Genomic DNA, 14,003 nt, shown 5'->3' with positions numbered 1-14,003 from the left:
CCATGATTTCGACACTGCTGGTCGCCAATCGGGGCGAGATCGCCTGCCGCATCTTCCGCACCTGCCGTGAACTGGGCATCCGGACGGTCGCCGTGCACTCGGACGCCGACGAGAACGCCCTCCACGCGCGCGTGGCCGACGCGACGGTACGACTGCCGGGCGCGGCGCCCGCCGACACGTATCTGCGCGGCGACCTGATCGTGAAGGCCGCCGTCGCCGCCGGCGCGGACGCCGTGCACCCCGGCTACGGCTTCCTCTCCGAGAACGCCGGCTTCGCACGCGCCGTCCTGGACGCCGGCCTGGTCTGGATCGGCCCGCCGCCGGAGGCGATCGAGGCGATGGCGTCCAAGACACACGCCAAGAAGCTGATGGGCCTCGAACCCCTGCGCGACGTCACCGAGACCGACCTGCCCGTCCTGGTGAAGGCGGCGGCGGGCGGCGGAGGGCGCGGCATGCGGATCGTGCGCCGTCCGCAGGACCTGGACTCCGCGCTGGAGGCCGCGCGCGCCGAGGCCGCGAGCGCCTTCGGCGACGGAGAGGTGTTCGTCGAGCCGTACGTGGAGAACGGACGCCACGTCGAGGTCCAGGTGCTCGCCGACACACACGGCACGGTGTGGGCGCTCGGCACCCGCGACTGCTCCCTCCAGCGCCGCCACCAGAAGGTGATCGAGGAGGCGCCCGCACCCGCCCTGCCCGACGGGCTCGCCGAGGAACTGCACACCCTGGCCGTACGCGCCGCCCGCGCCGTCGACTACGTGGGCGCCGGCACGGTCGAGTTCCTGATCGCCGACGGCAAACCCCACTTCCTGGAGATGAACACCCGCCTCCAGGTCGAACACCCCGTCACCGAAGCCGTCTTCGGCATCGACCTGGTCGCCCAGCAGATCCGCGTCGCAGAAGGCCACCCCCTCGAGAACGACCCCCCACGCGCGCGTGGCCACGCCGTGGAGGCCCGCCTGTACGCCGAGGACCCGGCGAACGACTGGACCCCCCAGACCGGCACCCTGCACCGCCTGACCGTCCCGGAAGGCGTCCGCCTGGACACCGGCTACGAGGACGGCGACTCCATCGGCGTCCACTACGACCCGATGCTCGCCAAGGTCGTCGCCCACGCTCCCACCCGCGCGGAAGCCGTCCGCAAACTCGCGGGCGCCCTGGAGCGAGCCACGCTCCACGGCCCCCTCACCAACCGGGACCTCCTCGTACGGTCGCTACGGCACCCGGAGTTCACCACCGCCCGCATGGACACGGGCTTCTACGACCGCCATCTGCCCGAACTCACCGCCTCCGCCCCCGAACCCCACGCCCCCCTGGCCGCCGCCCTCGCCAACGCCCACGGCCGCTCCCGCTTCGGAGGCTGGCGCAACGTCCCCTCCCAGCCGCAGACCAAGCGCTACGCGATCGCGGGGGAGGAGCACGAGGTCCACTACCGGCACACCCGGGCGGGCCTGCAGGCGGACGGAGTGCGCGTCGTCCACGCCGCCGCAGATCTCGTCGTCCTGGAAGTGGACGGCGTACGACGGAAGTTCACGGTGGCCCGCCACGGCGACGAGGTGCACGTCAACAACACCGCCCTGCGGGCCCTGCCCCGCTTCCCCGACCCGACGGCTCACCTGGCCCCCGGCTCCCTGGTGGCCCCCATGCCGGGCACGGTGGTGCGGGTGGCCGAGGGCGTGGAGCTCGGCTCCACCGTCCAGGCGGGCCAGCCCCTGCTGTGGCTGGAGGCGATGAAGATGGAACACAAGATCACAGCGCCGGTCACGGGAACACTCACGGCCCTCCACGCCACACCCGGACACCAGGTGACGGTCGGTTCTCTGCTGGCGGTGGTGCAAGCCACCTAGGGGCGCGGGGAACTGCGCGACCAGCCACACACGACCCGCACCCTCCAAACGGCAGAACCCCCCTCCCCTGAGGAGCCTCATGACCACCCTCATCGAATCCGAGGAACACAAGGCCCTACGAGCAGCCGTAACCGCCCTCGGCACCCGCCACGGCCGCCACCACGACCGAGAAGCCCTCTGGTCCGAGGCAGGCAAACTCGGCTACCTCGGCGTCAACCTCCCCGAGGAGTACGGAGGCGGAGGCGGCGGCATCGCCGAACTCTCCATCGTCCTCGAAGAACTCGGCGCCGCCGGCTGCCCCCTGCTCATGATGGTCGTCTCCCCGGCCATCTGCGGCACCGTCATCGCCCGCTTCGGCACGGACGCCCAGAAACAGCACTGGCTCCCCGGCCTCGCCGACGGCACCCGAACCATGGCCTTCGGCATCACCGAACCCGACGCCGGCTCCAACAGCCACCGCATCACCACCACGGCCCGCCGCGACCCCGACACCGGGGACTGGCTCCTCACCGGCCGCAAGGTCTTCATCTCCGGCGTCGACATCGCCGACGCCACCCTCATCGTCGGCCGCACCGAGGACTCCCGCACCGGCAGCCTCAAGCCCTGCCTCTTCATCGTCCCCCGCGACACACCCGGCTTCACCCGCCACCGCATCGACATGGAACTCACCGCCGCGGAAAAGCAGTTCGAGCTCACCCTCGACGACGTACGGCTCCCCGCGGACGCACTCGTGGGCGACGAGGACGCCGGCCTCCTCCAGCTCTTCGCCGGCCTCAACCCCGAACGCGTCATGACCGCCGCCTTCGCCATCGGCATGGGCCGCTACGCACTCGCACAAGCCATCACGTACGCCAGCGACCGCACCGTCTGGAACACCCCCATCGGCGCCCACCAGGCCATCGCCCACCCCCTCGCCCAGGCGCACATCGACCTCGAACTCGCCCGCCTGATGATGCAGAAAGCAGCCCACCTCTACGACGTCGGCGACGACGCGGGCGCGGGCGAAGCCGCCAACATGGCCAAGTACGCGGCCGGGGAGGCCTGCGTGAAGGCGGTCGACCAGGCCGTGCACACGCTCGGCGGGAACGGCCTCACGCGCGAGTTCGGGCTCGCCTCGTTGATAACAGCCGCGCGCGTGGCTCGTATTGCTCCGGTGAGCCGGGAGATGATTCTCAACTACGTCTCCCACCAGACCCTGGGCCTGCCCAAGTCGTACTGACCGGCACGTGCCGCGCGAGGAGGAACCGTGTTCCGCAGCGAGTACGCAGACGTCCCGCCCGTAGAACTCCCCATCCACGAGGCGGTGCTCGGCCGGGCCGCCGAGTTCGGTGACACGCCCGCCCTCATCGACGGCACCGACGGCACCACACTCACCTACGGCCAACTGGACCGCTTCCACCGCCGCGTCGCCGCCGCCCTCGCCGATGCCGGCGTCCGCAAGGGCGACGTCCTCGCCCTGCACAGCCCCAACACGATCGCCTTCCCGACCGCGTTCTACGCCGCCACCCGCGCGGGAGCCTCCGTCACGACCGTGCACCCCCTCGCCACCCCGGAGGAGTTCGCCAAGCAGCTCACCGACTCCGCCGCCCGCTGGATCATCACCGTCTCACCGCTCCTGCAGACCGCCCGCCGGGCCGCCGAACTCGCCGGCGGCGTCCGGGAGATCTTCGTCTGCGACAGCGCCCCCGGACACCGCTCGCTCATCGACATGCTGGCCTCGGCGGCCCCCGAACCGCAGATCGACATCGACCCCGAGCAGGACGTGGCCGCCCTCCCGTACTCGTCCGGCACCACCGGCACACCCAAGGGCGTGATGCTCACCCACCGCCAGATCGCCACCAACCTCGCCCAGCTCGAACCCGCCATGGGAACCGGCCCCGGCGACCGCATCCTCGCCGTCCTGCCCTTCTTCCACATATACGGCCTGACAGCCCTCATGAACGCCCCCCTGCGCCTGGGCGCCACCGTCGTCGTCCTGCCCCGCTTCGACCTGGAAACCTTCCTCGCCGCCATCCAGAACCACCGCATCACCGGCCTGTACGTCGCCCCGCCGATCGTCCTCGCCCTCGCCAAGCACCCCGCCGTCGCGCAGTACGACCTGACGTCCCTCCAGTACATCGTCAGCGCCGCCGCCCCCCTGGACGCCAAACTCGCCGCCGCCTGCTCCGGGCGGCTCGGCCTGCCCCCCGTCGGCCAGGCCTACGGCATGACCGAACTGTCCCCGGGCACCCACGTCGTCCCCCTCGACGCCATGCGCGAAGCACCCGCCGGCACCGTCGGCAGGCTCATCGCCGGCACCGAGATGCGGATCGTCTCCCTCGACGACCCCGACAAAGACCTCGGCATCGGCGAGTCCGGTGAAATCCTCATCCGCGGCCCCCAGGTCATGAAGGGCTACCTCGGCCGCCCCGACGCCACCGCCGCGATGATCGACCCCGACGGCTGGCTGCACACCGGAGACGTCGGCCACACCGACGCCGACGGCTGGCTGTTCGTCGTCGACCGCGTCAAGGAACTCATCAAGTACAAGGGCTTCCAGGTGGCCCCCGCCGAACTCGAAGCCCTGCTCCTCACCCACCCCGGCATCGCCGACGCGGCCGTCATCGGCGTCTACGACGACGACGGCAACGAAAGCCCGCACGCCTACGTGGTCCGCCAGCCGGCCGCCACCGACCTCTCCGAAGGAGAGGTCATGATGTACGTCGCCGAACGCGTCGCCCCCTACAAACGCGTCCGCCACGTCACCTTCATCGAAGGCGTCCCACGCGCCGCCTCCGGAAAGATCCTGCGCCGACAACTCAGGGAGCGGACGTGACCGCCCTGGTCCACCCCACGCACACACGCGGCATCACCACCCTCACCCTGGACTCGCCGCACAACCGCAACGCCCTGTCCGCCCCGCTCGTGCACGAACTCGCGGACGCGCTGAAACGATCGGGCAAGGACGACGCCGTACGCGCCGTCGTCCTCACCCACACCGGCACCACCTTCAGCGCGGGCGCCGACCTGCGCGAACCACCGGACCCCAAAGCCCTGGTCGCCCTGCTCCGGCAGATCGTCGAACTCCGCAAGCCCGTCGTGGCCCGCGTCACCGGCCACGTACGGGCCGGCGGCCTCGGCCTGCTCGGCGCCTGCGACATCGCCGCCGCCTCCCACACCGCCACCTTCGCCTTCACCGAAGTCCGCATCGGCGTCGCCCCGGCACTGATCTCCCTCCCCCTCCTGCCCCGCGTCGACCCCCGCGCCCTCGCCCGCCACTACCTCACCGGGGAGACCTTCGACGCGGCCGAGGCCGCCCGCATCGGCCTCCTCACGGCAGCCGCCGACCACGCCGACGTCGACCAGGTCCTCGCCCCCGTCCTCGACGGACTGCGCCGAGCCTCCCCACACGCCCTCGCCGAGACGAAACGCCTGCTCACGGCTAAGGTGCTGGAGGCCTTCGACCAGGACGCGGACGAACTGGCCGCCCTCTCGGCCCGCCTGTTCGCCTCCGCGGACGCCCGCGAGGGCATGACGGCCTTCCTCGAACGACGGGATCCCCCATGGGCGCTGTGAACGCGGTCGACCGCCCCCCGGGCGACCGCGCCCCCAAACAGGACCGCAGCCGCGCCACCCGGCAGCGCCTCCTGGAGGCCGCCGTCGCCTGCCTCGCCGAACACGGCTGGGCGGGCTCCACGGTCACCGTCGTCGCCGAACGCGCCGGCGTCTCCCGCGGCGCCGCCCAGCACCACTTCCCGACCCGCGAAGACCTCTTCACCGCGGCGGTCGAGTACGTCGCCGAAGAACGCTCCACCGCCCTGCGCGCCCTCTTCCCCCAGGGCGCCACGACAGACGACCGCCGGACCGTCGTCTCCGCCCTCGTCGACCTCTACACCGGCCCCCTCTTCCGCGCCGCCCTCCACCTGTGGGTCGCCGCCTCCAACGAGGACCAGCTGCGACTGAGAGTGACAGAACTGGAAGCCCGCGTCGGCCGCGAGACCCACCGCATCGCCGTGGACCTGCTCGACGCCGACGAATCCCGCCCCGGCGTCCGCGAAACGGTCCAGGGCCTGCTCGACATGGCCCGGGGGCTGGGACTGGCGAACCTGCTCACGGACGACGCCGGCCGCCGCGACCGGGTCGTGACGCAATGGGCGAACCTGCTGGACGAGGCACTGGGCTGACGGAGGACCGGATCAGCGGTTCCGGGCCCGGCCGCCGCCCCCGCCCTCACGGACTGAGCCGCTCCACCCGCCAGCTCCCGTCCGGCTCCGCCACGTACCGCAGCCGGTCGTGCAGCCGGTTCTCACGGCCCTGCCAGAACTCCACCGCCTCCGGCGCCACCCGGAAGCCGCCCCAGTTCGGCGGGACCGGCACCTGCTCGCCCTCCGGATAGCGGGCGGCCAGCTCCGCGTAAGCCGCGTCCAGGCCGGTGCGGTCCGCGATCACCGAGGACTGCGCGCTCGCCCACGCACCGAGCTGGGAGCCGTGCGGGCGACTGCGGAAATACGCGGCCGTCTCGTCCCGTCCGGTGCGCCACGCGACGCCCGTGACGATGACCTGGCGGGCCATCGGATGCCACGGGAACAGCAACGAGACGAATGGGTTCTCCGCCAGCTCGCGGGCCTTGCGGGAGTCGTAGTTGGTGTAGAAGACGAAACCCTGCTCGTCGAAGTGCTTCAGCAGCACCGTGCGCGCGCTGGGCCGGCCCTCGGCGTCCGCCGTGGCGACGACCATGGCGTTCGGCTCGAAGAGCCGCCCCTCGATCGCGGCCTCCTTGAACCAGCGCGCGAACTGCTCGACGGGCGTTGCGGCCAGGTCGGCCTCGGTCAGCCCTTCGGCGCGGTACTGCTTGCGCATGGAGGCGGGATCGAGGGGGGCGTCTCGGTCGGTCACGCCGTCATCCTGCCGTATCCACGGGCCGCGTTCAGCACGGTGTCCTTCATCACTGAGTGGCACCCAGTGCCGCAACATCTCCCCAAGGGTGACACTCGCGGCTATCGTGCTGATGCCGTTCCGGTCGGGTGACCGCCGACCGCGCGGGGCATCACAGAGGTACCGCCCAGGGCCGCGAGTTCTCGCAGACGAACCGTGGATCCGTGGGACGGCCGCACACCCACCGCCCGTCACGTGGTCGCCGCACCCGCAGCACACCGGCCGCAGCACAACAGAACATCCCCACCACCCGTCGCACACATCAAGAGGAGCCGCCTGATGTCCGACTTCGTACCCGGACTCGAAGGAGTCGTCGCGTTCGAGACGGAGATCGCCGAACCCGACAAGGAGGGCGGCGCACTCCGGTACCGGGGCGTCGACATCGAGGACCTGGTGGGCCAGGTCTCGTTCGGCAACGTCTGGGGACTGCTCGTCGACGGCGCCTTCAACCCCGGCCTGCCGCCCGCCGAGCCCTTCCCGATCCCCGTGCACTCCGGCGACATCCGCGTCGACGTCCAGTCCGCGCTCGCCATGCTGGCCCCCGTGTGGGGCCTGAAGCCGCTGCTGGACATCGACTCCGCCCAGGCCCGCGCGGACCTCGCCCGAGCCGCCGTGATGGCCCTGTCCTACGTCGCCCAGTCCGCCCGCGGCCAGGGCCTGCCCATGGTCCCGCAGCGGGAGATCGACAAGGCGCAGTCCGTCGTCGAACGCTTCATGATCCGCTGGCGCGGCGAGCCCGACCCCAAGCACGTGGCGGCCGTCGACGCCTACTGGACCTCCGCCGCCGAACACGGGATGAACGCCTCCACCTTCACGGCCCGCGTCATCGCCTCGACGGGCGCGGACGTCGCGGCCGCTCTCTCCGGCGCCGTAGGAGCCATGTCCGGCCCGCTGCACGGCGGCGCCCCCTCCCGTGTCCTCGGCATGATCGAGGAGATCGAACGCACCGGCGACGCCGACGCCTACGTCAAGCAGGCCCTCGACAAGGGCGAACGCCTGATGGGCTTCGGCCACCGCGTCTACCGCGCCGAAGACCCGCGAGCCCGCGTCCTGCGCCGCACCGCCCGCGAACTCGGCGCCCCCCGCTTCGAGATCGCCGAAGCCCTGGAGAAGGCGGCCCTGGCAGAGCTCCACGCCCGCCGCCCCGACCGGGTCCTCGCCACGAACGTCGAGTTCTGGGCCGCCATCATCCTCGACTTCGCCGAGGTCCCGGCCCACATGTTCACCTCGATGTTCACCTGCGCCCGCACGGCCGGCTGGTCGGCCCACATCCTGGAACAGAAGCGCACCGGCCGCCTGGTCCGCCCCTCCGCCCGCTACATCGGCCCCGGCTCCCGCGACCCGCGCGAGATCGAGGGCTACGGCGACATCGTGCGCTGAGCCCTGCCGCCGGGCATCACGCGGGACCGAACAACTCCGCGTGGTGCCACGCGGAGTTGTTCGGTCCCGCGAACGCAGACGACCCGCGAGCTCGTGGTCCCTCCGCCTGACGGCGAAGAAGCCGGCCGGACGTACCGGCGAGCTCGCGGGTCGGGTGACTGCTGGGATTGGGCCGGCTGCGCGCTTCTTTCACGCGCTGGTCCGGCACCGCACTCGGTGGGGTGACGGGCCGCTAGCCCGCAGCCACCTCACGCGTCCGGTTCTTGTACATCTGCCGAACCACCTCCCTTCTCGTGTAGCCCACACACTAAGAACCGGTGGGCGTGCGATCAACCGCTTTTTCCGGGACTTGAACATGGAGACAGAGATGCCCGCGCGAAGGGGGCGTGGTCGTCGTGCCTGACCTGCGGATTCAGCCGGTCGACGGAGACGTCGTGCTCGAGGAGTGGCGGCATGTGCACAACGTGATCGTGCCGCCCGCTGCCATGGGGATCGATGAGGTGCGGGAGCGCGCTGGGCGTTACCGGCTGGAGAACGCGTATCTCGGGGAGATGGTCGTCGGGTGTTCGACCGTGCGGCCGCCCGAGGGGGAGGGGGCCGTGGCGACCGTCATCGCGCGCGTGCTGCCCGAGTACCGGGGGCGGGGGTTTGGGGCGGCGTTGTATGAGAAGGGGCTCCGGTGTGCGCATGAGCTGGGGGCTCGGGTGGTCGAGACGTGTGTGCTGGCGGTGAATGAGGACGGGCTGCGGTTCGCCGGGGCGCGGGGCTTCGTGGAGGTGGAGCGGTATGTGCTGGACGGTGAGACGGACGTGTGGGTGGATCTGAGGCTCGCGCCGTCCCAGGTCTAGGCCGGCGGGATACTCGGATTTCCGGCGCACAACGATTTTTTCCATCTTGTGGGAACCCGGTGTGTGCTGCGTCACGTTCCAGTTAGATGATTGTTAGTGAGCGAACCGACGTGCCGTACGTGCGGACGCGGCAGCCTGCAGGGGGTCCAGGTGAGTGCTTCCCGGCGTAGTGGGACCACCGACGAGATCGGGCCGGACGAGCCCGAGCGGGACGGTCCGGAGGGTTCGGACGGCTCGGATCTGCTGGCCGCGCTGCTCGACGGGATGGACGCGGCCCTGTGCGCCTTCGACGCGGACGGGGTGGTGACGCACTGGAACCGCGAGGCCGAGCGGATCCTCGGGTGGAGCGCCGCCGAGGCCGTGGGGCGGCACGGGTTCGCCGGGTGGGCGGTGCGCAGTGCCGACGCCGAGGAGGTGGAGGGGCGGCTGCTGGCCGCGATGCACGCTCCCGGGCGGCAGGTGCACGAGTTCGCGTTGCTGACCAAGGACGGCGGGCGGGTGCTCGTACGGACGCAGTCGGCGGCGGTGCGTGGGCCGGACGGTAAGCCCGCGGGGCTGTACTGCGCTTTCAGTGAGGTGCACACGCAGATCGACCTGGAGCGGTCGATCGCGCTGAGCGAGGCGCTGTTCGAGGAAGCGAGCTGGGGTGTCGTGCTCGTCGACGCCGATCTGCGGCCCGCCGTGGTCAACGCGCATGCCGCGCGGGCGCTGGGTGTCGGGCGTACGTCCGTCCTGGGGCGGCCGCTCGGGGATCTGCTCGCCCAGGGTGTCGAGGAGTTGGAGAGCGCGCTCACGCATGTGCTGGCCGAGGGCGCGCCGCCCGCGCCGGCCGAGATCTGGGTGAGTGTGCGTACGCCGGACGGTGAGCAGCGGCGTTGCTGGCGCTGCGGGTTCGTGCGGCTGGCGTCACCGCTCGCGGAGGAGCCCGTACCGCTGGGCGTGGGCTGGCTCTTCCATGACGTGACGGACGCCAAGCAGAGTGAGCAGGAGGCGTCGCTGCTGCGGTTCCGTACGAATCAGTTGCACCGGGCTGTCCGGGCCGCCGCCGAGTGCGAGGACCCGCGTGAGGCGGCGGCTGTGCACCTGGACTTCGCGCTGGCCGGGTTCGCCGACCATGCGCTGATCGACCGGGTGTCGGGCGGCGCGGTGGCGGACGGGGCGGAGACGGGTTCGCTGCGGCTGGTACGGGTCGCGGCGACGCCCTCGGGGGCGCCGGGGCCGTCTCTGCTCACCGGGCAGGCGGGTTTGCCGGTGCGGTACGGGGAGGGGCATCCGGCGTTGCAGTGCGTGGAGCGGGCCGGGTCGGTGCGGGCGAGTGTGGGGACCGTGTCGGTGGAGAAGGCCCGGGAGTGGGCGGTTTCCCGGCAGTGGCCGTCGGATGCGGTGCACGCGTTGTGCGCGGTGCTGCGGAGTCGGGGGCGGACGCTGGGGGTCGTGACGTTTCTGCGTGGGGCCGGGCGGAGTCAGTTCGAGCGTGGGGACGCGGTGTACGCGGAGGATGTGGCCGTTCGGATCGGCTCGGCGTTGGATCTGGCCGAGGTGCTGGGGCGGGAGTAGCGGCAGTACGACTGTCCGCGGACCGGCGGGTGTCTAGCGCCGGTAGAAGATCCGCTCCCCGTACTTCTCGAACACCCGTCCGTTCCATTCGTGGCCCCCGTCCACGTTCCCCGAGCGCAGCAGTGGGGGTTCGATGCCCCGGTCGGCCAGGCTGCTCGCCGCCGTGGCCATGACCGCCTGGAGGATGGCCGAGGTGACGACCGTGGAGGCGGGGGCGAAGGGGGCCGGGATGGTGTCGAGGGTGAGTTCCGCGTCGCCGACGGCGATCTTCGAGTCGAGGACGATGTCGCAGTGGTCCTTGAGGTAGGTGCCGGAGAGGTGCCGGGACGTCGTCTCCGTGGCGTACGCGACGGATGTCACGCCGATGACCTTGAGGCCCAGGGCGCGGGCGCTTATGGCCATCTCGACGGGGAGGGCGTTGCGTCCGGAGAGGGAGATGATCACGAGGGCGTCGCCCGCGCGGGCCGGGGAGCAGTCGAGGACGGCGCGGGCGAGGCCGTCGACGCGTTCGAGGGCCGAGCCGAGTGTCGCCGGCATGACGTCGACGCCGACGGTGCCGGGGACGGCCAGCAGGTTCATCAGGGCGAGGCCGCCGGCGCGGTAGACGACGTCCTGTGCGGCGAGGGAGGAGTGACCGGCGCCGAAGGCGAAGAGCCGGCCGCCGGAGGCGACGGTGTCGGCGAGGAGCACGCCGGCCGCCTCGATGGTGGGGGCCTCCTCGTCTCTGACCCGTTGCAGCAGGCCGATCGCGGCGTCGAAGAACTGACCGGCCGGCTTGCTGTCGCTCATGCGGGCCCCTTCGGAGCGTCGGGAGTCTGGGTCTCGGCGTCTGTGTCGCGGCGCGTGTGTCGCGGATCACGGTGCGGTCTGGACCACTGGGATGTCAATACGGTCGTGGGAAGGGTCCTGTAACCCCTTGGTTTCCACGGCGCGGCACGCTTGTCAGTGGTATCCGGCAGAATTGGTGCCAGGGCCAGCGCACAAGCCGGGAAGCTGTCGTGCTTCCGGGCAGATCTCATCAAGGGGCACGTATGTCCGGACTGATCGACACCACGGAGATGTATCTCCGCACCATCCTCGAGCTGGAGGAGGAAGGTGTGGTCCCCATGCGCGCCCGGATCGCCGAGCGGCTCGACCAGAGCGGGCCGACGGTCAGCCAGACGGTGGCGCGGATGGAGCGCGACGGCCTGGTGTCCGTCGCCAGCGACCGTCACCTGGAGCTTACGGACGAGGGCCGTCGGCTGGCCACGCGCGTGATGCGCAAGCACCGGCTCGCGGAGTGTCTGCTCGTCGACGTGATCGGCCTGGAGTGGGAGCAGGTGCACGCCGAGGCGTGTCGCTGGGAGCACGTGATGAGCGAGGCGGTCGAGCGCCGCGTCCTCGAGCTGCTGCGCCACCCCACCGAGTCGCCGTACGGGAATCCCATCCCGGGCCTGGAGGAGCTGGGCGAGAAGGACGGCGCGGACCCGTTCCTGGACGAGGGCATGGTGTCGCTCGCCGATCTCGACCCGGGTCTGGAGGGCAAGACGGTCGTGGTGCGCCGGATCGGCGAGCCGATCCAGACGGACGCGCAGCTGATGTACACGCTGCGCCGGGCGGGCGTGCAGCCCGGCTCGGTGGTGAGCGTGACGGAGTCGGCGGGCGGTGTGCTCGTGGGCAGCGGTGGTGAGGCGGCGGAGCTGGAGGCGGGCGTCGCGTCGCACGTGTTCGTGGCCAAGCGCTGAGCGGTTCGGCGGTACGGCCGAAGGCGGCGATGGCCGTCTCAACTGCCGAGACTGGCGGGGCAGTTGTGGTTTTCCGGCCATCTCGTCGAATCCGAGATTCACTGTGCCGAATCGCAGCGCTCGGACGCTTGCCGTGCGAGGCTGTCGCGTGAGGCATATGACCTGAGGGTTCTTGGCCGTGGTCCGGCAGCGATGCCGCGTCCGGCCGGGGAGGGGGCGGGAAGATGTGCCGTGGACGTGTGGATGGCCCCGGCGCCTGGTGGCGCCGGGGCCTGTCCTCCCCTGTGCTGACCTGGAGCCCCGAGCTCTCAAGGTCATCCCCTTCGGACCGGTTTCCCCGAGCGGTCCGCCTCCCGTTGAAGATCTCCCCTCGGCGGCGGCGATCATTCCTGGAGTGTGGTCACTCGAACGAGGGGTGTTGTCGGCGAGAGCCGTATTTTCGAATACATATTCGATAAATTGGATACTCTGCGGGTGACGCATCACGCGGAACCTGCGCTTCAGGGGTGTGGGCAGGAACGACAGACACGGCAGGGCAGGGCAGGACGAGGTTCACAGGACCCGCCGCCTGGAGCGGGAGCGAACGGGTCCGAGCGGAGCTAGGGGGGTGCCAGGACCAGTGGCGCGACGCATCGACGTGATCGGGGCGGGCGGCGTACGCCTTGCCGCCTGGGAGTTCGGCGACCCTCCCAAGTCCGACCCGGCGAAGGACGTACCGAAGCAGAACGGCTTACTGCAGCAGGACGTACCGAAGCAGGCCGCAGCGGGGCGGACGGCGTCCCCGCAGTCCGGCGGCCCCGGGGAGCCCGAGCGGGCCCCCGGTGTGCTGTTACTGCACGGCCTGATGGGCCGTGCCTCGCACTGGGCGTCCACCGCCCGCTGGCTCTCCGAGCGGCATCGCGCCGTCGCCCTCGACCAGCGCGGCCACGGCCAGAGCGACAAACCCCCGCGGGCGTCCTACACGCGCGAGGCGTACGTCGAGGACGCCGAGGCCGCCCTCGAACAGCTCGGGCTCGGGCCGGCCGTCCTCATCGGCCACGCGATGGGTGCCCTGACCGCCTGGCAGCTCGCCGCCAAGCGTCCCGACCTGGTCCGCGGGGTGATCATCTGCGACATGCGGGCCTCCGCACTCGGCGCCGCCTCGCAGCGCGAGTGGGAGGACTGGTTCAAGGCCTGGCCCGTCCCCTTCGCCACGCTCGCCGACGTCCGCAAGTGGTTCGGCGAGGACGACCCCTGGGTGGAGCGCCCGAACCCGGCCCGCGGCGAGTTCTACGCCGAGGTCATGCAGGAGTCCCCCGACGGCTGGCGCCCCGTCTTCGACCCGGAGCAGATGCTCGAGTCCCGCGAGACCTGGGTGTACGACGCCCACTGGGAGGAACTCACCCAGGTGGAGTGCCCCGCCCTGGTCGTGCGCGGTCTCGACGGCGAGCTGGGCCGCGCCGAGGCCCAGGAGATGGTCCGCGTGCTGCCCCGCGGCCAGTACGCGGAGGTCGCCGACGCCGGCCACCTCGTGCACTACGACCAGCCGGACGCCTGGCGGGGCGCGGTCGAGCCCTTCCTGGACACGGTCCTCACCGACCTCACGGGCTGACACCGGCCCCCAGAGCTCACCCCGGGACCCGGCTGCAAGGCCCGGCGGGCCGGCGGCCACGGGGGTGGGGGTTTGTGCGGTGTGCCGGGTGCGGGTGCCTGGTGGCTGGTCGCGTAGTTCCCCGCGCCCCTGGGGGGAGGGTGCG

Annotated in this window: 12 protein-coding genes; 10 read left to right on the top strand and 2 right to left on the bottom strand. The window is 71.4% G+C overall.

Going from position 1 to position 14,003, the window contains the following annotated elements:
- Window positions 1-2 precede the first annotated feature (2 nt).
- From KUM49_RS12690 to KUM49_RS12670, 5 genes are all read left to right on the top strand, one after another.
- Window positions 3-1,844, top strand: a complete 1,842-nt coding sequence (locus KUM49_RS12690; protein WP_217236894.1) for a biotin carboxylase N-terminal domain-containing protein — start codon at window positions 3-5, stop codon at window positions 1,842-1,844.
- 79 nt (window positions 1,845-1,923) lie between these two features.
- Window positions 1,924-3,063, top strand: coding sequence for an acyl-CoA dehydrogenase family protein (locus KUM49_RS12685; RefSeq protein WP_217236893.1), 1,140 nt, complete (start codon window positions 1,924-1,926; stop codon window positions 3,061-3,063).
- A 27-nt stretch (window positions 3,064-3,090) separates the two neighbouring features.
- Window positions 3,091-4,659 carry a 4-coumarate--CoA ligase family protein gene (locus tag KUM49_RS12680; RefSeq protein ID WP_217236892.1) on the top strand — a complete coding sequence of 523 codons (1,569 nt, stop codon included), beginning with the start codon at window positions 3,091-3,093 and terminating at the stop codon, window positions 4,657-4,659.
- A complete protein-coding gene (locus KUM49_RS12675; RefSeq protein WP_217236891.1) occupies window positions 4,656-5,399 on the top strand; it encodes an enoyl-CoA hydratase family protein in 744 nt (247 codons plus the stop codon). The genes KUM49_RS12680 and KUM49_RS12675 overlap by 4 nt, the downstream gene beginning before the upstream one ends.
- A complete protein-coding gene (locus KUM49_RS12670; protein ID WP_217236890.1) occupies window positions 5,387-6,007 on the top strand; it encodes a TetR/AcrR family transcriptional regulator in 621 nt (206 codons plus the stop codon). The genes KUM49_RS12675 and KUM49_RS12670 overlap by 13 nt, the downstream gene beginning before the upstream one ends.
- 46 nt (window positions 6,008-6,053) lie before the next feature.
- Here KUM49_RS12670 and pdxH read toward each other — a convergent pair whose 3' ends face one another.
- Window positions 6,054-6,683, bottom strand: coding sequence for a pyridoxamine 5'-phosphate oxidase (gene pdxH / locus KUM49_RS12665; protein WP_254401168.1), 630 nt, complete (start codon window positions 6,681-6,683; stop codon window positions 6,054-6,056).
- A gap of 354 nt (window positions 6,684-7,037) precedes the next feature.
- Between pdxH and KUM49_RS12660 the strand changes: the two genes are divergently transcribed.
- The 3 genes from KUM49_RS12660 (at window position 7,038) to KUM49_RS12650 (ending at window position 10,543) form a co-directional block, all read left to right on the top strand.
- Window positions 7,038-8,138: a citrate synthase 2 gene (locus tag KUM49_RS12660; RefSeq protein WP_217236888.1), complete on the top strand. Its 1,101-nt coding sequence runs from the start codon at window positions 7,038-7,040 to the stop codon at window positions 8,136-8,138.
- 395 nt (window positions 8,139-8,533) lie between these two features.
- Complete coding sequence (locus KUM49_RS12655; RefSeq protein ID WP_308406612.1) at window positions 8,534-8,986, top strand: GNAT family N-acetyltransferase; 453 nt, start codon at window positions 8,534-8,536, stop codon at window positions 8,984-8,986.
- A 150-nt stretch (window positions 8,987-9,136) separates the two neighbouring features.
- Window positions 9,137-10,543, top strand: a complete 1,407-nt coding sequence (locus KUM49_RS12650; protein WP_217236887.1) for a PAS domain-containing protein — start codon at window positions 9,137-9,139, stop codon at window positions 10,541-10,543.
- Window positions 10,544-10,576: 33 nt separating this feature from the next.
- On the opposite strand, the gene KUM49_RS12645 is transcribed toward KUM49_RS12650, so the two are convergent.
- On the bottom strand, window positions 10,577-11,332 hold the full coding sequence (locus KUM49_RS12645; RefSeq protein WP_217236886.1) for an SIS domain-containing protein: 756 nt from the start codon (window positions 11,330-11,332) through the stop codon (window positions 10,577-10,579).
- 242 nt (window positions 11,333-11,574) lie between these two features.
- Between KUM49_RS12645 and KUM49_RS12640 the strand changes: the two genes are divergently transcribed.
- Entirely contained in the window at window positions 11,575-12,267 is a 693-nt protein-coding gene (locus KUM49_RS12640) for a metal-dependent transcriptional regulator (protein WP_217236885.1), read from the top strand.
- 619 nt (window positions 12,268-12,886) lie between these two features.
- Complete coding sequence (locus KUM49_RS12635; protein WP_217236884.1) at window positions 12,887-13,858, top strand: alpha/beta fold hydrolase; 972 nt, start codon at window positions 12,887-12,889, stop codon at window positions 13,856-13,858.
- Window positions 13,859-14,003 lie beyond the last annotated feature (145 nt).

The sequence above is a fragment of the Streptomyces sp. AC555_RSS877 genome (assembly GCF_019049245.1).
GTDB lineage: Bacteria > Actinomycetota > Actinomycetes > Streptomycetales > Streptomycetaceae > Streptomyces.
The sequence above is the reverse complement of the archived record's forward strand: the minus strand, read 5'-3'. Positions and strand labels throughout refer to the sequence as shown.